Genomic DNA, 21471 nt, shown 5'->3' on the forward strand with positions numbered 1-21471 from the left:
CCTCCTTTCTTTTTATTAATTTCATAATTAATCCTCATATGTATAAGAATTTGAACTGCTACTTGATTGATTAATAGCATCAAATAGTTTTGCGAATCTCTTTTTGAGCGGCTTATTAGAATAATTTGTGTCGAATGTCATTGAGAAGTTACTATCGTCCGCGTGGTCGATGTGATAACCCATCAAAATCGGGAATTGCCAATCACCGTTATTCAGTTGCAGAGTAACCATTCTTCCCAAAGTCAAATCATCTAAGTTCTTCTCAAAACCATCCAAATCCATAATATTGGTTGAAGAAACATCAAACTCATAACATTGTTGAGAAATATAATTATCGTGGTCAACTTTAGCTTCCGCATATACACTTTTTAATGTACTAATTATATCTCCTGCGGAAAAGTTCTCAGAAAAAACAGCGTTTTCATTAGTCCAGTCGCCCTCAACTATGAATTTTTGCAATTCTAATACTTCTTTTGGAGATAAGATAGCATAACCCTCATTGGCAACAGCAGTCTTATAATCCATAGTTAATAAATACCTACTGTTTCTCATAGTTTTATAATTTGAATCTTTTATGTCTATATTACTATCTCTTTTTGCTAATGCTTCGTAATAGTTTTTTGAAGCACTATATAAGTCTGCAACGTGAGGTTTTCTCCAATTTTCAGTTACGTCTAAATTTATGACAGAATAATAAATTGGATAATCAACATATCTATTTGTTATACCTTGTGATTCCGCACCTATATTGATTTTATCTGCAACACTTCTATATTGAGCAAGAGATTCTGAAATTGAGGATTCATTTTGTATTATTTCAAGAAGTTTACCAACATACGATTGTGCTGCTGATTGATAATCAGACTTGACACTATCATATGCAGATTGCCACGCTTGAATAGCCTCCCATAAAGTGCGGTTTTTATCAGAATCAGCAATGTATTGCATTTGAGACTTATAAGCAGAAAAATTATAAAGAATATTATTACCAGTTGGATTAATCAAACCCATACCATATTGGTCATCGGCTGTATGCACCCTAAGTGCGGTAACGGCTCTATCTTCCGTTGCTTTAATATTTGTTTTCTTAATTGCATTACTCCAAGTTAATATAATATTAGAAGAAGAACCAACCATACCATCTTTTTGTGGCGCACCATTTTTATCTATAGAAGTAGGATTTCCACTGATTATATTTATTGTCATATTCTCACTATCAAAGATAAAGAAACATTGATAGGCTTTTTCGACTTCATTCATTAAGAAAGAGTAAACAACCTCATTATTTACCTCGTCCAAACTACGATATTTACAGCATAACGTCGCTGCGGGAACATTTGATTTTATCTCTGAATCAACATATCCAATTTTCCATTCTGGCATATAATCTAATATTTGATTTAACACGCCACGATTACATCTTTGTGGGGCTGTTGATTCATACTTTATTCCGTTATTTTCCCAAACATCTCTACGCCAACTTGAAGAAGTTATCAAATTGTAGATTTTATTTGGGAAAAACAATGGCATAGTTCCCTCAGAAAGTGAAAATGTTTTTTGTGTAAGAATATGTTCATAAGATTTTGCAGTTACAGTTTTTGTTTTATTGATACCATCATTATTTTCTTCTGTATTAGTTATAACCCACCAAACTTGTTTAATAGCATAAGATGTTTTTTCTCCAACATTAAACTTGGTTACATTTCTTAATCCGCTATATATTTGCACATAATTTTCTGGCATTAAATGCCACGTCCATTGTTTCGATGTTTTTGTGGCTTTTATATCCACGCAATCAAATCGCATATATCCCGTAGAAAGATTAGTAGAAACATCCACGTTATAACCAACATAATACTTTTTTCCCTCAACAATATCTTCTGGGTCATTTGCAGTAAATACGTTTCCGTTCGATGTTCCTTTTATACCACTGCTATGTATATTTTCTGCAACACCAATATTATAAGGTATTCCATCAATATCGGTTACAGTTATTGAACCATTATTCGTAGCAATTATCTCAACAGCCCTTCTATGTTTTTTTGTTTGCAAATCGTTTACTCCAATACGACTTATGGGGTTTGGCTGCACATATGAATTATCTTCACTATGGAGAAGATTTCTTCTCATAGTTGTACTATCATTATCATCATAAAAAAAACCACGATAAATAAAAGTTGGACTTCCAGTTGCTCCCGACCTTATGGCTATAATATCTCCATTCTCAACAGGAATAAAGCTATTACAGCACAAATGTTTATATCCATAATACCCTTCATATTGCGAACTATCTGTCAGAGCTTTTTGCTCGGCATACTGATTGTGAGAATCAAAGTAATGTTGCCACTCCCAAGAATAACCCTTTGACAACCCTAAATCAAACAATAACGTTTCTTCTTGAACTTCAAAATTGTTTAAACCACCATTAACGTTATATCTCATATTTGTCAAAGGTCTTGGCGTGGTATCACTTTTACTTTTTAGAGAATATTCGCTATCATTTAGAATAGGGCTGCCATTAAACTTATATTGTTCAGTAGGGTCTGTTAAATACAATAACATATCTGGTTTTATGTCATCATAGCGTGGATTATCTATCCATTGATATGTTTCGCTATTATATATTTTTTTGGGGATTTCAAATTTGATTTCAGAGGTAGAATTGAAATGATAATCACACTCAAATCCATTTATATTTCTTAATACACCAATAGGGTCTTTTTTATTCATCTCATACAAAATAACATTGGGGATTTTATTTAATCGTTTCATTAAAATCCCCCAATTCTATGTAATGATGTAAATGAAACAGTTATTTTATTATCAATAGCACCAAAATAATTCCAACTCCAAGAATATTTACTCATCGCAAGATTTGTTGTCAATAGCATAGAAATTTGGAAAACATTTTCACCTCTTGATAAATACAATAAATTTGAGTATTTTGTTGAATTATCAATATAAGGAGGATATTTTAAGTTGTTTATAATTGATTCTCCATTTATAATCTTTTTATAAGTTCCATATTTACAATCAGCAACTACAGAAAATTCATCTGCATTTCCATCAAGCGCCATTACAGAATCATTTGATTTATTAAAAATTTTCAACAAAAAAGTAGTTCCTTCGTTCCATTTATCCTCGCTCGACGGATTATCCGTAATCCAATAAGCAACATAATAATAAGTTCCAACAACTAAATTTTCGGATGTGGTTGCCGTAAAAATATTTGTTTCAGTATCATATTCTCCGGCGATTTTGTTAGTAAACCCATCATCGTGTGCTACAACTACATATTCCAGTATGTTACCAGATGTATCTGTAATTGTAAGTTTACCAGGAACGGCACATTGTATTGTTGCGGTATGTTTACTCCTTTTTAACGGAACTGTCTTAAAACTAATTTTTGGATTAATTTCCATTCTATCAGGTAAACCGTTCAATTTTATAGTTTTTTTTATAGTAGAAATTCCTGTGTTTACTCCATCAGTGAAACTTAGCGGTAAATCAATATTTTCATCTCGATACCAAAATCCACTATCATTTCTTACCTTACATCTAAATCCTCTATATCCATTAACATCCATTATATCTTCACTTGGAATTAATAACGCTCTTAAATAATAATCTTGCCTCTCATTTATTACAACAAATTTCTTCCAACCATTTTGACCAAATAGCCAATCCTTTATTTCCTCAACTTGGGTATAAGGAATATTTTCGTCGGGATTAATTATCTCCAAATCAAATTCAAGGGGCTTGTTAGAATAATCAAGCCCCAAGAGTAATTGACTTGCAGAATGGGGGAGGGTATCAACGGTGGGTTCATATTCAGCACCCGAAATTATGCTTTGATAGTCTTTATTTATTTCGCAGGAAACAAGATTGTATATGCTCGAACTTTTGCCGGCATATTCAAAAATATCAAATCTGCCCATTGTTTACCCACTTCCTTTCTTATAAATTATTTTTCTCTCTTAACATTTCTAACATAAATTGCTTTTTGAACAATTCGTATCTCTGTCTTTCTTGCTTGTCCATTGTGCTTAATGTGTTTTTGTCTATGTTGCCGTAGATGTGATAGACTGGCGCGGAACTTAGTGTCACATCGCCGCCGTACTTCGTTACCTTGTTTGTCACACCTCTTGCGCTGTCTGCAAAATTGCCGTAACTTGAAGATAAGAAACTGCTCATTTTGCCGATAACGTCTGAGATGAATTTTTGCGGGTCAGAAGAAAACTTCCATAAGTTGTCGGTCATACCTGCATTAAATACTTGTGAGCCTTGCGGCATCATAGTATATTGACCCTGACTGAGTTTGCCAAAAATGGCTTCTAAACCTTCTTCTTGGGTGACTGATACTCCACCGGCAGAATGACGTGTACCTTTAGCGTGATGATTAACGATGGCGTTTTTGAACAACAGCGGATTAACGTCATTGAAATTGTTATACTTATAAACCTCTTTCATTATGGCATTATAAGCTCGTTCTCTTACCGAAGTAGTGTCAGAACTGTCGCCAACATAACCATAATAATCTCTGCCGCGGAATTTGACTTTATAGTAATAATTGCCACTTGCTGCATCATAACCGTGACCCAAATATTTTGGGGTTGTATCACTATTATCAGTTCCACCAACGTTAATGCCTGTAAGCTGATTTAACTTGTTTATATAATCAGAAATACTATTACCCAAACCATCAAGGCTACCAGACACACTGTCAATAGAATCCGAAGTTGCACTAATAGCATCACTTGTAGAACTAATAGCGTCATCAAGATAACCTATTTGAGTTTCACAATTATCAATTTGCGTGTTAAGGTCATTAATTTGTCTATCGGTATCATAAATTTTACCTTGTAAAAATTCCATTGTACCGATAAGAGTATCGTTGTCGCCCTTATATCTCTGAATCGCGGCTTGTGCGCTACTCCATAGATAATCAAACTCTGCGCGGGTTTTAGTTGTATAAGTATAAGTATAATTCCATAAATTGCTATACAAAGTGCCATTATCATTGTCAATCATACGACAAGCATCTTCATATAACTTGCGGGAATTATCAAGATAAGCGTCTATCTCGTCAATCTTGGACTCAAGGTGTTCAACTTGCGCGTCAATAGCAGCCTTGCGCTGTTCAATCATTTCTGAATATCTTGTTTCTTCTTCTTCAAGCGCGGAAATACGTTTATCTTTTTCCTGCTCGTCAAGATAGTCTTTGAGGTCTTTGCTGCTTTCGGCGTAATTGTCGGCGGCTTGTTTTTGAGATTTTTTGCCGGCAGAACTGTCGTCGAGTTGCGCGATTGCAAGTGCGAGGGCATCTTTGGCGGCGGACTTTTGCTTTTCGGATAATTCATCCTGTGCTTTCTTTTCTTCATATAAAGCCTCGATTTCCTCTTTGCGTTTACTAATTAATTTAGAATAGGCATCCTTTTGGTCATCGAGTGCAGATTTCTTATCCTCTAAGGAATCAATACTATCTTGAAGTGCGGATTTTTCATTTTCTTTAGTTTGTTTAATATAATCGATTGTAAGGTCAATTAAAGATTGAATATCGTCCTGCGCACCCTCTAAACTATCTTTGTAATCTTCGAGAGCATCTTTGGCATCCTCTAAACCATCCTTGTAATCTTGAAGTGCGGATTTCTGCGATTCAAGCGCATCTTTTTGGGATTCGAGGGCGGATGTTGCGCCATTAGTTTTACTTGTGAACTCATTTGTCGAAGAATTTAAACTACTAAGCCAACTGTCGTAAATTGCAGCATAATTGGCAACAGTATTAAACGACTGTTTCATAGCATCTGTATAAGCCGTAGTTTTATTTGCTACATCTTTTGCTTGGGCTAAAGCATAATAGTGTTTTGTAAGGCTTTCGATACTATTAGATTCTTCATCATATGCTTTTGCAGTCGCATAGGCTTGGGCTTCTTCAACACTCATATTCAAGATAGATTCATATAAAGACGTAACTTGGTCTAATAATAGAGATTTAGCTTTTGCGGCTATGTAATTCTTGTATGCCTGGGAATTAGTATTAATTTGACCATTTTCGTCAATTAAAAGATTTAAATATTCGGGTTCAAGCTCTAATAATTTTTGTAAATCATCCGTTGAATAATAGCCATTATCATTGAAGTTTTCTTGAATATCTTGAATGTCCGAAACAACAGATTGTAAATCATCTAAATCATTTGACAATTTTTCAATTTCTGCTGAAAGTACTTTAATTCCTATGGCTTTACTTGCAATCCCATCAAGTGATTCTTTTACTGCATTAAGGCTGTTTGCATCCTCACTGGTTGGCATATTCTTTGCCCAACTCTCAAATTGATTATCAATTTCAGTTTGGGTGCTATTAATAAGTTCTTCTAATGCTACATCTAAGTCATCTGTGCGGTTAGCAAGTTCGGGGAACTTTTCAAATAAATCAATTAAATCGCTCTCTGATAAATCTCCGTTTTTAATTCCTTCAAGTGCATCTGATAATTCGGTAAGCCTTGTCTTAAATCCATTAACGACTTCTTGGACATTTTCGTTTGATATTAAATCGCTAAATGCCACTTTTGCATCTGAGGCTATCGAGCCAGTCACTTGTTCTGCTTGTTCAATTTGAGCGGCAAGCCCTTTAAAAGATTCAGAAGTTGTGTCGGTAATAAGACCGACATCCTTCATATTATCTACCATAGCTTTTACATCATCATTGCTATTATATAAATTTTCAACTTCTGCGGCTGTTAAACCATCTTTTGCAGCTTTTTCTAATTCTTCTCTACCTTTGGCAAAACGGTCTGAATTAAAAATATCTTTAAATACCAAATCAAAGTTATCAGATGTTGCAGCTAAATAGGCGTTTTGCACATCCATTATTTTGTCATAAGCTGCTTTAGCATCGTCTGACAAAGTAGTATAATCATAATCAGCTATTTTTTCTCTTAATTCATTAAGTTTAGGAACAAACTCATCTAACCATTGTTCTGCTACATCTTTGGTCTTTTCGTTGGTAGGGTTAAGATATTCACCAAGCATAAAACGGAAGTAATCTTCATTAGACATATATGCGCCGCCGCCCGCCAAGGGATTTTGCTGGTTGAATTGTTCATTAACCGAATCTACAAAATTCTTTTCATTTTTACCTTTTGCAGTTTCTAAGTTCTTTTTTTCAAGAGCAATTTGTTTTTCAAGTTCAGCGTTGACCTTTCTTAGACGACTAAGTTCGGCTTGTTCAACAATCGTTAAAGTGTCTTTTCTTAATAATTCATCAATACGTTTTTTAGTAGTATTTAGGTCATCATTAAGTCCAGATATTTTATCCTGTAACTCTTTAACCTCACTGGCACTTTCTTCTAATCTCTCAGAGGCACTTTTAATCTTGCTTACCAATGAAACAATCACAGCAATCGCCGTTGCTGCAATGGTAGCAAATAGCAAAATTGGATGCGAAGAAAAAGCCACCTTTAATCCGTTAAGAGCCGCAGTTAATCCACCTGTTGCCGCAGACAATCCAGAAGTTGTAGCAGTAGCAGCTACATTTGCCGCCGAATGTGCAGCGGTTGAAACAGCGGCTTCTGCCTCCGCTGCGGACATTCCTTTATTCATTAAAATTGAAATTTGCTGTTCAGCGTTCAATCCAGAAGTAGATATAATTAAAGCTAAATTTGTAGCGTTTAGATTTGAAGCCGCTATTGCGGCAGCTATTTGCTGTTGTGTTAATCCACTCTCAGCAAGGGATTCGGCAGTGATTGCTTCTACCAAAGATGTTTTGGTTAATGCCGCATATAAATCACTTGCACTCATTGTATTTGCAGAAGCAATCATAGTTGCTCGCGAAGCAGAAAGACCAGACTCCGTTAAAATTTGTGCTTGCTCTGCGGCAGTTAAACTCGTTTTCGCTAAAGTAGCAGAAAGGTCACTTTCAGCCATACCAACAGTAGCGTTTCTGACGAGATTTATATTTGCAGCTCCCTCTAAACCCAGAAGTTTTAATTGCATTATTATTATAACTGTGTTATAATTAAAAAGAGGTGAGCTAATATGAGTGAATATTCTAAAATAATAGGGACAATCAAAATAACTTGTCCTAATTGTAAACATAATATCTCAAATCAACGCATAATGAACGACCAAATAACAGAGTTTGGCGAATGTGTTAATTGCGGCAAAATGACATATCATAAAATACTAAATCCTATAACTTCACAAGAAAAACAATCTAAACCGTTAATTAAATGTCCATATTGTCAATCAACTAATATTAAAAAGATTTCTAAATCTTCAAAATTAGTACACGGAATAACGTTTGGCATTTTCGCGGCAAGCAAACTCGTACATCAATGGCATTGTAATAATTGTAAAAGTGATTTTTAATTATAGACCGTTCACTCTGGACGGTCTTTTTTGTGTTTGGAACATACGTTAATAGCAAATAAAATAAGGCTTTTATCTACTATAAGGAATGGTGTCCTCTGAACGTTCCCATTGTTAAGACTTTTATCCCGACATTGCTTTCACAACTTCTACCTATCGGATTATATAGTCAAAGAATACACTCAATGGGTGCGCTGCTCGTTATCAATTATATATCTGTCCGGCGTTATTTTTTAACCGTAGAAATCTCACTCCCGTACACGGCGGTTTGACTATTTGCCTTATTTTTCGGCTACAAATTATAATTGCAAATAACTGCAAATAAATAATGGCTTAGTTAAGCCATTTTCGCAAGTGTTTTCAATAATTGCAACTAAATTTGTGTAGTGAGCATTATGACTTCAAGCAATTTCTCCTTTTGTTGTTTTAGAACTTTCTTCTTATGGAATTGATTTTCTCGCCATTATGATAAATCTTCCCCATAATAGACCAATTAACGCCTCTGGGTAGCGTTATACTCCTGTTGGAGTAACCGAAGTTCTTGATAAATGCGACTATAGGAATTGCTATCATTGCCGTTCCTAAAAGTCCAAATGTACTTGTTAATCCATCAAGTACATTTAATAATCCAGTGAGTAAATCAATAATAGCTCCCATTTCATTTGTTTGGAAAATATTTTGAAAAATACCCACTCCTGTTTCTTTGAGCGCATTAATTTTGTAATCAAGCGACTCCATAATAATTGACATTTCGTTTTCTGCATTGCCGGCACTATTAGCCATAGTGTCAAGAGATTTATCTACTGCGCCAAAGTTTCCGATGATACTTGCGATGATTTGTCCTTGACGTTTACCGGCAAGTTTTTCAAGCAAATCTGCTTGTTGTTTGTCTGTAAGTTCATCATAAATATCCGAAATATCTCTTAATAATTCAGTTGTTGATTTATATTCAGTTTTATCTTTATCTCTAAATAATGAGATTCCACCTGGATGATTAGCTGTTTTTGTGAGTTCTGCTATTTCACCATTTAATACTTCTACGCCACCAATAAATTCTTCGGTTTCTTCATCGTAACCGCGAATACGCATTGAAACAGTTTTCAAGGCATTACCAACAGATGCAGCATCTCTTGTGATTTCTGTTGCTGCCGTACCAAGCGCAATAGTTTCCTCTAACGTATTATTTGCTTCTTTCATTGCCGAAGATGAACGGGTCAAAAAGTCAACAATGTTTTCATTAGAAACTGCTTGTGAGTTACCAATAGCATTTATTTTACTTGCAACTCCATCAAGTGCATCATCGGCTTCTATATCAAACGCTTTCATTGCGCTAACCAAACCATCAGTAGCCTTTTCAATATCTACTCCGGGCGAAATAGAAGCAAAGATAGAAGATGTTTTAGCCATTGTTTCGGCATCTTTAATCGAATATCCCAAACGCGACCATTCGGCAGCTGCGCTAATTACTTCTTTGGTTGTTACACCTAATTGCTTGGCGGTATCGTTGGCAGTATAATAAAACTCCTTTAATTGAGTTTCTGTAGCATCAGTGGTTTTCTTTAAATCAACCAACGCAGTATCAAGGCTTATAACATCACTAACGCCAGTCTTTACTGCCCTTATAGCAGAATAAATAAGTGTTGAAGCACTAATATATCTTGTAATACTCGAAACCGCACCTTTTAAACTATCTCCAAATGTTTTACCTTTTAGCCCTGCCGCAGAAGCAGCACTGTCAACTTCTTTGTAAGAATTTCTAAGCTGATTAAGAGTGTTCTTGTGAACGTTTCCACTTGCCGTCGCAGAATCAAGTTGGTTAATTAAATTGCGGACTATTTGCCCATATGTTTTTGCTGCTCTTGAATTTTTGTTGAGCCAAGATTCCATTTGATTACGCAAAGTCGTCACTTCGATAGATGTAGCAAACTGCCTCTGAGTATTATTTACAGTTGTTAAACTATTCCGCACTCTATTCAAAGTAGACTCATAATCATTGAAATGTGCAACAAGTTGTTCCGATGTTAAATTACCAGAATTAGCAAATGTTTGTTCAAGCGTATTCAAATGTTCAAGGTCTGTTTCAACTTGTAACAAAGTATTGTGTAATTCTTGATATGTAGCTTCACTTAATTGCGCGGAATCAACTTTACCACTAACCGCAGAAAATGATTGTTGGACTTTACTTATTTGTGCGCCAATATCGCCATTAGCCAAAGCATTAGTAGCTCTTTGTAAAGAACTGTTAAATTCTTCAACCGCCCGCCTTCTTTGCTCAAAGGACTGAGTAAACTGATTTTGAGAATGAATAATATCACCGGTTTCATTTTCAAATACCCTAAGAACTTCAACTCCGCGATTTAACTCATCGACACCAGTTAATCGAATACTAATATTTCCGTTGCTCAACTGGCGGGTTCTTATCTCATCAATCGAAACGACCATATTCTGCAATCCCCGCGTAGCATTATTGATTGCGTTTTGGTCAAGACCCATTTGGTGCAATAAATTGCCGACATCACCAAGCCCACCGTTGTTCAACGTAATTCGATGTATTTCTCCGCTAAAATTCTGCGCGAATTGCTGCCCCGCCGATTGTCCAATATTGCCCATTTGCTGAACAACATTTTGAACATTTGCGCTATTGACATTTATTGCAAACGTATGATTGCTAAACGCTTCTTGAATTTGCTGAATGAGATTCGCAGTGTTGACAGTTACATTGTGTAAATTTACTTGGCGATTATTGATTTCGTTTTTGATTTGATTTTCTACGCCAGAGGTATCTAATCTCGCTTTGATAATAGCTTCAAAATTATTAGCCATAAAAACCTCCTTTCTCTAAAATAAAAAATCGCCCTTGTAGGCGAATAAATTTTTCATTACAAATCCTCTAATCCCTTTTGTTCAACTTTTTTGATTCCTTCAGCTCCGAAATACTTGTCAAATGTATTTTCCGCCTCAAGGTCAGAATATACATCAACAAGACTAACATCAGACCATCCAAATATATCTTTAATGACGTTCGCGGGGATTCCAGCTTCAACATATCTCGTGGTTGCACGATGCCTACAAAGGTGGGGAAACCAGGGTTTACCAGCCAATCTTGTAAATGTTCTCGAATACGAGTCCATTGTTGTAGTGTTCATTGGCTCGTCCAGCCATTTGCCATCTTTATACATAGGGAATAACCAATCGCTCGTAATATTTAATCGAACACGTTCCTCTAACCACATATCCAAATAAGGTTGGAATGGTTTTGCAAGAGTATAGCAGTATAAGAGTTTCCCTCTTTGCCCGCGACCTTTGGTTTTTATCTTTTCAGGTGTTTTGTATAATGCTCCTTCGCAAATTAAATTTTCTTTGTTAAAATAAGAAACCTTAAAGCGCGGGATTTCTGCCTTTCTTCTTCCGCCATATATCATTAATGCTAAAACACAGGCTTTCATATATTCTTTCTTTTCAACCAGTTTATTAAGTAAATCTTCCAACTCTTCATCTGTAAAAACCGGCTGTTCTCGCACAGCTTCGTTGACGGGATTTTCAATCTTATCCCATATTCTTTGATAATTTGGATATTCGTCATCAAGAATTTTGATTATGAAATTTTCTAAACTACGCATAACAGATTTTACAAATCTCATTCTTCTTGGCGACCAACCCCATTCATTCAATGCCATATTCTGAAATTTAGACACCTCACGTTTCTTCATTTCAACAAAACTTTTATTTTTGTTATAGTCTAAATTCCAACACCAAAGAATGTGTAATGCCGCGCGGTACTGAGTAATTGTAGTTTCAGCTCTATCAACAGAAACTAAATGTTCAAGAAAATCTTCTTCAAGGTCAAGACTTTCTTCGTTAGCCTTCGCTAACTTTTCCTCGGAAGTTAAATCGTTATATACAGTTGACCTACCAGCTTTCGCCATAAAATCACCTCTTTATTTTGGAGTAAAAGTCATACTCAATGTATCATTGAAATCTTTCTCAATATTATCTTTTGCTCTTTGCCAAAATTCTTTGTTTCCCACGGTTGGTCTTGCCCAATGTCCGCTCGAAACTATCCAACGCTTGCCCTTATCCGCAAGTTCCAACGCTTGCTCCATATTTGGTTTATCGCCAGTCGAATAATTATGTTCAGTATCTAAATAAGCTGTAAAAGAAACCTCTCCTCCATCTGTGAATTGTTGGCTCTCATTATAGGTTGTCTTTGGAGTTTTCCCCAGCTCGCCAGTTCTAACATACATCACAGGCTTTTTGCCTTTATAAAACCACGAAGTTGCCTCTTGCATATCCTTTTTTGCTTTCTTATTAACCTTTTTCATAGAGTCCTTTAGTGAACGCATAAGCATTTGGTTTAACTGTGTCATATTTCTTGCTGTGGGCATTTTATTTACCTATCGCTTTCAATACGGATTCCGCACTCAAATCACCCTTTGCAACATCGTCAGAAATTTTTGCAAGTTTGTTCAAATTTTCTTCCGTAATCACAGGGGAAATTTTATCAACAAGTCCTTCAAGTCCTGCCTGAATCCTGTCTATAATGGTATAAATAGACGACTTTCTTGTATTAACAATCTCCAAAGCATCGGCATAAGCATTTCCAAAATTAAATCTTACTCTTTGGTTATCGGTTAATGCTTTGTTGTATTCCTCTAAAAATTCCTCGTCCGCGAAAAATTGGTCAGTATCAAATTCCTCGGCGGGGATATCATTGAATTTACTTTCTGTTACGAAATAGTTATAAAAAACCAACATAGCATTTGCTTTTCCAATATGCGGAGCATAATTTCCATCTCCGTCAAAGAATTTTTGCGCTATTTCTTGAACTGCCGCGCCATACGCAACAATATCCAAGTTATCCTTTATCTTAAACATTTTCATCTTCCTTTCTTAATAAAAAACCCGCGCCAAATGCACGGTTCAATCAAACTAATATTTTATTTACACACAATAGCTCTAAAACGCCGAAATTTGCTCTGTATCGCATTTTTATTTTAGGAATATAGTTTAACGTTTTTAGCCTAAAATCGCGGTAGAGCAAGCCACAGGCTTAAATATTACAATTCTGTAAGAATTTATCCATATTGTATGTATATCGAGTCCGCGCCATTTGCTGTTCAATAATCACATACTGAACACCATATTTCTCCAAATCGTCATAATTAAAACTTTTCTTGGGTATCGCATTTATGAGTTTATTGAACTCAGATATTTCAATAAAAACCGTCGTTTCGATTTTGCGGAACTCAATTACAAAACCACAAATAATTCCGTCGTACTCATTCCATTCATTCAATCCCGCGATTTGGTGAAAATGTATCTCACCTTTTTCCTCTTTGGTTCTCTCAAACGAAATTGATTTTCCCGCCACGGTTTTCATTTCTAATGCATATAAGATGCGTTTAGTTGAATCCCAAAGCAAAAAGTCGAATGGGTTGCGGCTGCTAAATCGTAAGTTGCCTCCGCCAAACGATTGCGGCGGGTCGGGCAAGCGATAAAGTAGGGCATAGCCCGGCACGGATTTCTTTATTTGTGTTTCAAATAGTTTCCCTATATTCATTTCTTCTTTGAACTGTGCTTTTGCCATTGTTTGTAAATGTAAGCGGACTCAGATTTTAGAAACCAACAAGATATTCTGCCGGGCTTGGTTTCATTTTCAATTACAAACTTTGGTTGAACACCTTTTGTTGTGTAGAAAATAATTTGCGGTAAGTAGTCGATTGCTATGAGATTTTCCCGCCCATAACAATCAAACACATCTTCTAATGACTTAAATTGTAATGTTTTCATTAATTCTCTCCTTAATTTTGACTATCATTAAACGCAAAAAGAAAAGGGAGACGTACCGATAATTAGTAGGTATCATCTCCCTTATATAAACTTAATACAACTAACTTCGGCATATTATCATTCTTGCGTTTCATTTGTTGTTTTCTTTGTTTTCTTTCTCTTTGGTTTCGATTTTGTTTCCTCGACTGTAACTTCCTTAACTTCTTCTACTGCCTCAGTATAGTCATCGGGTACAACGGTATATTTGCCGTCTTGATATTTCACTTTAATTTGGTTCGCTTTACGACCAATCGCGGGAAGTTGCACGTCAATTCCTTCAAAATCAACCACAGTTACACACTCGTTATTGAGCGTTACTCTGCAATTTTTAATCATTTTTATTTCTCCTATCTGAACGGATTGCCAACAGTTTTGGTCGGGTATAGGATTTTGGCTTCGTTGAATTTTGCGCGGGTTATATATATAAACTTGTGATTTAAGTAGTTTTGTTCGCGTTGGATGGACTTGCGAATTTGTCTTGAATAAAATGTTTGGCGGGGAGTAGAAAGCGATTTTTCTGCCACGCCAGAACTGCGATAATAAGTATCATTCGTTATGCAATAAATAGGCTTTTGTTTATGGTCTATGCGATTTTGGGATTCTAAAATTTGCCGGCTCTCATTGATGTCGTAGGTACACCAGCCCAATTTCGCGCCCTTCTTTATATAGTTTTGAACTACACCATATGCAGTTTTGAAGTATTTTGCAATTTCTGGTATTGTAAGATGCGGATTTGCTTTTTTGTATTCACAAACTGCTTTTACAAGATTTGAAGTTGCAATCTCATCACATTTTTGCCAGTCTATTTGTTCCTCAGAAACATTTAGGCTTTCGAGTAGCCCAGATTTAATAATATTATTTTTTATAAAATCACCATCGGATTCCGAGCAATCAATAGAAAAATATTTGTCAATACCATTTTCAAAAGCAATTTTTCTCTTATATCTATCGTTTTCCTGTTCTTCTTCTAAAGTCCGCGCTTTGGGATTTATTGGCTTTGAGTAATGTTGTTTGCCATTCATCTCAACAATTATTTTTTCATTATCATTTATATAAAAATCATATCTTTTTGACTCTGACCAAGAAAAAGATTTCTCTTTTTCAAAGCAGATATTTAATTGTTCTAATAGCGCATACATATACTTATTAGGATAACTAATTCCATCACCGCAAACACAAGCCAATGTCTTTGCCGAGCAAAAAGCCTTAATTTGCTTTTTATAAACCCTGCCACAATCGGGACATACTAATTCGACAATTTCATTTGAATATTTTGTGTATTTCTGAGCCTCCGTTATTCCTTTTGGAAAGTATTTCACCATCCACGGTGCGGTAGTTGTTATATCGTTTACTCCCACGACAACCTTTTTGGGTGGATGGCAACAAGCATTGCATCCACAGTGCATTTTCTCTCCCAAAACATACTCAACAGACCAATCTTCGTTACCGCAATCCAAACATCTATATTTGTAAAACTTTTGATTGAGGTTATATGGTTTCCCATTTTTGTGGGCAATTTTAGGGCGGATTTCTCTGTCGATAATAATTAAATTACGGTCAAATGTGTCCACCTTATCTCCAATTTCTCTTTGAAATTTCAAAGTTGACATATAATCATCCTTAATAAAAAAGCCGTGACAAGACAAACTCATCACGGCTTAAATTCAAATATTATTCAGCATCGTCCTCAATTTCAATCATATCAACGAAATCACCATTAGCATCTTCGAGTAACGTGAACTGAGCTGAGATGGAAACAGGCTCACCGTCAGAACTCAAAGCAATCTCAAAGTTTCTTTGAGGTGTAGCCTTGTAGAAAGTTTGCTTGAATGGTGTCAGAACGCCATCTTCATCCTTGTCAACAGTTGACATTGTAATAAAGTAATCCTTTGGAGTTCTCTTTGAATTGAAAGCAACTTTCTTAACACCAGTACGGTTAAGAATATAACTTACAGCATATTCGGTGTCTACTGCAATATCACCAGCAGTTGTGGCGGTAAATTTGCCTTCTGCAAAAGTACCAGCGATTACAGCAGTTTCATCACCAGCGGAATCGGCTGGATATGCAAATAAAGTGCCAGATTGAATTGTTCCATTGGTTGGAACTGTGATTGAAAGCTCACCAGCAGTAGTTGCCTTAATAATTTGAGTTTCACCATATACAGCAGTAGTATCAATCTTACCGTCGCTAAATAAAGCGAACATCTTGAAAGGATATACCTGTGCTTCGATAGTTAGCGTACCTTCAGGAGAGTTCGGGAACGCAATACGGTTTGAACCCTTCGCTTTTGCATATACGCTATCAGCACTAATATTTGTTGTGGTTGTATTTGCAGTCTTAAAATCAAGGAATAATGCTTTGGTTTTCTTATCCTGAATCAGAACATCAGCCACTTGTCTATTAGCTCTGTTAATATCCATAGTTTTCCTCCTTGTTATATTTGAGTATTAAAAAAGAGCCTTTCGGCTCGTGTTTAGTGAATCCGCGAGGATTCATTTTTTATCAAAATCATTTTTATACCACCGAGCGGGGTCAAACGTGTTTTTCTCGTCGCCCCAAACGGCAACTCTCGTCCATTCAATTTCATAAATAGACCCTTCACGCATACGCCCGAAATTATCCAATAACTGGAAAATAGTTAAATCCCAAATGTTTGTATAATTCAGGGAATAATGTTTAGCAGTCACCGCCGAAATTACATTGGGCAAAGTTAAATTCTTATCTGCCCTTTTATTTCGTTCTCGCTCGCCTTCTTTGATTTGATAGTATAATCTTTCCGCGATTTTGTTCTTGAACTTGGGGATTTCTTCTTCCTCCTCTGCAATACAACACACTTGCTGTATATAGTTCAAGATTTCCGAAAAGTTATGTGAATCTATAACCCCGACAATATCTTCACGCTGCGGAGTATCAATCGAATAATCCTTGTCTGGATTAACCAAAACAAACACTCCTTCAACAAATAAAACCGTTTCCTCGAAAAAGAAGTTGAACACTTCCAAGAAGTTTTGCATTAATGTTGGATTGAGTTGTATTAAATCATATACAGTCAACTCGCGCTTTTCTTCTTCGGACAGAGAATCCCAAAATTCCTGTCCTTTTTCAACCTCGGCTTTTGTAAAAAATTCTTTGGGGGTCATAGAGATTAAAAACTCATAAAACATAAACTTCGTAAATGACATTGCCGGCTTAGATTTTGGGTCTGCAATGTCCCGCAGTTTAGGTTTCCTCAACATTCCCACAGACAGCGGAATAGGGAATGGAGAGATTTGTGTACCGTAATCAAATCTCATCGGAAGTTAGGCACTACGAATGTCATAACGCATCCGTATAAATAACGACCATTAAAGGGTTCTACGCCGTCCAATTTCAAATCCCCAATGCCGAAATCTCGCACCACTTTTTCATCATTGATTAGGCAATCTTCAACCATTTGTGAAAGAATATCCGCGCGGTTTCCGTAATAACCCTCTTTTGAATAATTATCAAGTATGTCGCGGTGACACACGACATACATCATAACCGTGCAAGTTTTTATATTCTCTCTCATATATGTTAAAGCCACGTCATAAAATATATAGGATTGCGTATCTTGTATGACTTCATCAACAAATAGGTGCGACTTGACGTGTTCCTTAAATAATTTTCGCACCTCGCTTGAAGTCATCCCCGAAACGTCACCAAGTAATACTTCTTTAATTCCGTCACTATGGTAGAGGGCATTATGGATTTTATTTTTGAATTTTCCGCGCTCGGAAGTATCTTTCTTCATATTCATATCCGCCCCTCCTTACAGAAATCCTTTAATCGTGACAACTAACTTGGCTGTTTCGTATTCAAACGCACTTAATGATAACTCAAACGATTTATTGAGCAACTTTTCGTTGTTGACAGAAATACTGATTGAATTATCTATGTACTGAATATCAAGGTCATTCTTAAAATCACAGTTAATACTCCATTGTGGGCTTGCCGCGATTTCTTTCCCAGCCTCGTCATAGAACTTCGCCAAGAACACGCTTGGTTCAAGTCCGTTATAAATGACGGGTTCTTCGCATACGATTTCGCACGATAAACTGTTCGTTTTATCGTCATTTTCGGCGGGAATATCACATAACCAATATCCCTTACCGTCAATCACATAATAACCATCATTATCGTGCTGTTCTTCTTGCGTAATCATATATTCTGAATGACCGCTTTTTTGATAATCATATAACACATTGTCTGTACGAGTAATAAAGTAAGTTATAAGTGGTTTCGATGTATCAACTGTTACATCCGGCGAGAACGACTTTTCATATAATTTGCAACGCTTATCAATAACAAAACGTTTTCTGTGCGGCAACGCAATACATTCATCATCATTAGGCATTATTAGCAATAATTGGTCTGTTCGTATAAAGGCATATTGGTCACTCGTTTCACCTGTATTATATTGTGAAGCAGAGGTAATATTTGCCCACCTTTGAACAATCTGTTTGCGGTCGTTTAACCACGTTATATAATAATTACACAATGCTAAAACCGCTTTGCCATAGATACCATTGTCGTCCTCTAATCCGACAATAATCCAATATCTTTCTTTATAGTAAACATATTGCCCCGCTCGGCATAAACCGATAGGGAACAGCATTTGCCGCGAGATAGAGTTAAGTTTTGTATCTTGCACTTTGCCGTTCATAATAACTCTTGCGGGTGTTCTTTCCGTCAAATCATAATTACATATCTCAACACTTTCAGCCATTGCGGATTGCAACGCTTCCTCAAAACCATCTTTTGCAAAATTCTCAAAATCCTCTGTTTCAAATCCACTAACTGTATCGTGATTAGTGTTCATTAAATACCATTCTTGTGCCATTCAATCACCGCCTAATTATAAGCAGTAGGCTTTTGGTTCGCAATCATCTGTTCACTTTGAGAATCGCAATAATCCAATTCCTCTTTGACGGCTGCTTTGCCGCCCTGACCCATAGTTATACTTACATCTTTACCAGTTATGGAAACCTGCTTATTTATCCTCGAAACCTCGCGCTCCTGATAACTTTGTTTCATAAAGGCAGCTAATGTATCAATGGAATATTGGTCGAGTTCTCGGTCAAATTCCATCATATCTGAATCAAAGCTAATAGGGGAAAGTTCGATTGAATATCTACCAACCGCTTTCTTTAACCACACGATTTCAAGGGCTTCGGGAATGACAACTTTATCTTTGAATGAACTCTCAAAGCTGTCAAAAACATCACTTGCGGTAGTATTCATTCACAAGCACCTTCCTTCTTGGTTTTATCTCAACGGATAGCCCGTGTATTTTGAAGCGTAAACAATCTTGCGATAGTCGTTGAATCCAAGACGTTCAATAGCCTCGTTTAGCGCATATTTCTCCGCGCTTGTTGCAATATAGTTGGGAAGCTCCTGCTCAAATTCAGATTGTGACATAGCAAACAATTTCCTCGCTATATCGTCAGTAAAGATTTTTTGCGGCTCATCTGCCGTTTCAAAACCAAGCCAAATACGAGTAGCCTTATCCTCAATATAAATAGTGGCGTGGCTACCATTTCCGTCAGTTCCGCTAAACAGTTTATTGCCATTATAAATCTGTGCCTGAATTTCGTTTCTCGGCAATCTCTGCTTACTCTTTTTAGTGAGCAATACGTCGCCCTCTCTGTTTCTCAGTGCAAAAGTTACATTCCAACCCGCGATATTGTGGATAACAACGCTTTTATCTAAATCCTTGTCATCAAAATCCACGGTTTCAACTATATCTTCATTTGCTGCGGCTTTCTTTGTCGCAGTCTTTTTGACTTTTGTTTCTGCCATTTTCAATACCTCGTTTCAATTATTATTCAGCCCGTCCCGCGCGGGATAGACTGTTTTGTGATTTCAACTAAATAGTATGTTTAACCTCATTGTATAAGGCGATTATCTTATCAAGCCTCTCATTTTTTCTGAAAATCCAATATCTTGTATTGCTTACAGAATTAATCTTTGAAGCATAGCACTTCTCCGAAAAGGCTGATATAAAATGATATAATCTCAGAGAATAACAGTAAAAATTAACATTATTTTGCATTGGATTTTTCTCCTAACAAGAGCGGGTATCTCAATTAAGAAATACCCGCCCAAAATTTATCAGCAATTAAAGAGTGCTAAGATTTGTGTCCATAAGAACACCGATTTGATGCTCTTTACCTTTTGCTACGTCCGCAGCTACCTCGGTATCGAACCTTGTGATGTACTTACCAGTCTTGACATCCTCACCAGTCATAGAAGTCAATCCGCCACGCAACCAAGTCTTAATGGGTGACTGACCGCCAGTAGGAACAACAAAGCCAAGACCTTCAGGCATTAACTTAGCGAAGTTAGTACCATCAGCAATAAGCTCGTACTCATTGTAAGGATTGGGAACTTCAACGATGTTTGCACCGTTGTATGTAGCAAGCAAACCGCGAGAAGCAATCTCGTTCATAGTCTTTTCAGAAATACCAGTGATGGTGTTGCTGTTGATAGAACCAACATAACCAGCCCACGGAGTAAACTGACCTACAAGACCATAAGCACCGAATACAGTGGGTTTGCCGTTAGGACGTACCTTGTTGATAACGTCGTCAGCACCAGCCTTTGTAAGACCAGCAGCCTCTACCCAATACTTAACGCCAGTAGCGTTCTTAATTGCATTGTAAACAGTAACAAGAACATACTTGATTGTCTTGTTGTAAATCTGAGTCTTAACAAGAGCAAGACCCTCGTTTTCGTACTGCATATCACCAAGAGCTACCCTACGATAGTCAACAGCGTAACCACCAGAGATGGTCTGTGTGCCAACAGGGTATCTCTCTTTTGCAACAGCAATAAAGGGAACGTCGCCATTATTAGCTTGCTCACGCGCACCCTCACCTACGAAACCAGGAACTTCACGCTCAATAGACTCGTCGAAACCAACCTGTTCAAAAGAACCGAAAAGACCAAGCAGTTTCATTTCCTTTAGAACAGCGGGTTCAATAACATAACGTCTAATAGTGTTCAACTCTGCAACAGCAGCAGTGTCGCCACTCTCAGCTCTTTCGCCGAGTTTCTTAATGTAAGCAACAGCCTTGTCAGCCTTTGCGCCGAACTTGCCAACTTCTTCACCATTAACCATAGCAGAGAAAATCTCTACAACAGCGGAATGAGCGTGAAGGTCAGAGTTGGTAATATAGTTAGCGTCTTTACGCGCATTATTAAGTTCAATAGTAGTATTAAACATAAGTCACAACTTCCTTTCTATAAAAGTT

Annotated in this window: 18 protein-coding genes; all 18 read right to left on the reverse strand. The window is 36.6% G+C overall.

The genetic code is table 11. The annotated features are described in order from the left end of the window. Positions 1–27: 27 nt before the first annotated feature. Positions 28–2772, reverse strand: a complete 2745-nt coding sequence (locus BLP46_RS00565; RefSeq protein ID WP_092974014.1) for a hypothetical protein — start codon at positions 2770–2772, stop codon at positions 28–30. Then, positions 2772–3938 (reverse strand): phage tail domain-containing protein, encoded by a 1167-nt coding sequence (locus BLP46_RS00570; protein ID WP_092974017.1) that lies wholly within the window; start codon positions 3936–3938, stop codon positions 2772–2774. The genes BLP46_RS00565 and BLP46_RS00570 overlap by 1 nt, the downstream gene beginning before the upstream one ends. Before the next feature lie 19 nt (positions 3939–3957). After that, positions 3958–8094, reverse strand: coding sequence for a coiled-coil domain-containing protein (locus BLP46_RS00575; RefSeq protein WP_143000415.1), 4137 nt, complete (start codon positions 8092–8094; stop codon positions 3958–3960). A 699-nt stretch (positions 8095–8793) separates the two neighbouring features. Continuing rightward, positions 8794–11190, reverse strand: a complete 2397-nt coding sequence (locus tag BLP46_RS00585; protein ID WP_092974026.1) for a phage tail tape measure protein — start codon at positions 11188–11190, stop codon at positions 8794–8796. A gap of 56 nt (positions 11191–11246) precedes the next feature. After that, positions 11247–12293 carry a tyrosine-type recombinase/integrase gene (locus tag BLP46_RS00590; RefSeq protein WP_092974029.1) on the reverse strand — a complete coding sequence of 349 codons (1047 nt, stop codon included), beginning with the start codon at positions 12291–12293 and terminating at the stop codon, positions 11247–11249. A 12-nt stretch (positions 12294–12305) separates the two neighbouring features. Next, a complete protein-coding gene (locus BLP46_RS00595) occupies positions 12306–12734 on the reverse strand; it encodes a YomN family phage-derived protein (RefSeq protein ID WP_143000416.1) in 429 nt (142 codons plus the stop codon). A gap of 19 nt (positions 12735–12753) precedes the next feature. Further along, positions 12754–13242 (reverse strand): hypothetical protein, encoded by a 489-nt coding sequence (locus BLP46_RS00600; RefSeq protein ID WP_092974035.1) that lies wholly within the window; start codon positions 13240–13242, stop codon positions 12754–12756. A 175-nt stretch (positions 13243–13417) separates the two neighbouring features. Then, the gene (locus tag BLP46_RS00605) at positions 13418–13954 is read right to left on the reverse strand and encodes a Holliday junction resolvase RecU (protein WP_092974038.1); all 537 of its coding nucleotides are present in this window, start codon (positions 13952–13954) and stop codon (positions 13418–13420) included. Continuing rightward, positions 13924–14157 carry a hypothetical protein gene (locus BLP46_RS00610; RefSeq protein ID WP_092974041.1) on the reverse strand — a complete coding sequence of 78 codons (234 nt, stop codon included), beginning with the start codon at positions 14155–14157 and terminating at the stop codon, positions 13924–13926. The genes BLP46_RS00605 and BLP46_RS00610 overlap by 31 nt, the downstream gene beginning before the upstream one ends. A 117-nt stretch (positions 14158–14274) precedes the next feature. Continuing rightward, positions 14275–14532, reverse strand: a complete 258-nt coding sequence (locus tag BLP46_RS00615) for a hypothetical protein (RefSeq protein ID WP_092974044.1) — start codon at positions 14530–14532, stop codon at positions 14275–14277. 11 nt (positions 14533–14543) lie between these two features. Beyond that, a complete protein-coding gene (locus tag BLP46_RS00620) occupies positions 14544–15806 on the reverse strand; it encodes a hypothetical protein (protein ID WP_092974046.1) in 1263 nt (420 codons plus the stop codon). Between the two features lie 61 nt (positions 15807–15867). Continuing rightward, positions 15868–16617: a YomU family phage tail tube protein gene (locus BLP46_RS00625; RefSeq protein ID WP_092974049.1), complete on the reverse strand. Its 750-nt coding sequence runs from the start codon at positions 16615–16617 to the stop codon at positions 15868–15870. A gap of 72 nt (positions 16618–16689) precedes the next feature. Next, positions 16690–17433 (reverse strand): hypothetical protein, encoded by a 744-nt coding sequence (locus tag BLP46_RS00630; protein ID WP_143000417.1) that lies wholly within the window; start codon positions 17431–17433, stop codon positions 16690–16692. A gap of 53 nt (positions 17434–17486) precedes the next feature. Then, positions 17487–17975, reverse strand: coding sequence for a YomW family phage-derived protein (locus BLP46_RS00635; RefSeq protein WP_092974055.1), 489 nt, complete (start codon positions 17973–17975; stop codon positions 17487–17489). Positions 17976–17987: 12 nt separating this feature from the next. After that, a complete protein-coding gene (locus BLP46_RS00640) occupies positions 17988–19058 on the reverse strand; it encodes a hypothetical protein (RefSeq protein ID WP_092974058.1) in 1071 nt (356 codons plus the stop codon). An 11-nt stretch (positions 19059–19069) separates the two neighbouring features. After that, positions 19070–19459: a hypothetical protein gene (locus tag BLP46_RS00645; protein WP_092974061.1), complete on the reverse strand. Its 390-nt coding sequence runs from the start codon at positions 19457–19459 to the stop codon at positions 19070–19072. Positions 19460–19483: 24 nt separating this feature from the next. After that, positions 19484–20017: a hypothetical protein gene (locus BLP46_RS00650; protein ID WP_092974064.1), complete on the reverse strand. Its 534-nt coding sequence runs from the start codon at positions 20015–20017 to the stop codon at positions 19484–19486. 319 nt (positions 20018–20336) lie between these two features. Further along, complete coding sequence (locus BLP46_RS00660; RefSeq protein WP_092974070.1) at positions 20337–21443, reverse strand: YonB family capsid-like protein; 1107 nt, start codon at positions 21441–21443, stop codon at positions 20337–20339. Positions 21444–21471 lie beyond the last annotated feature (28 nt).

This window comes from Ruminococcus sp. YE282 (genome assembly GCA_900101355.1).
GTDB lineage: Bacteria > Bacillota > Clostridia > Oscillospirales > Acutalibacteraceae > Ruminococcoides > Ruminococcoides bromii_A.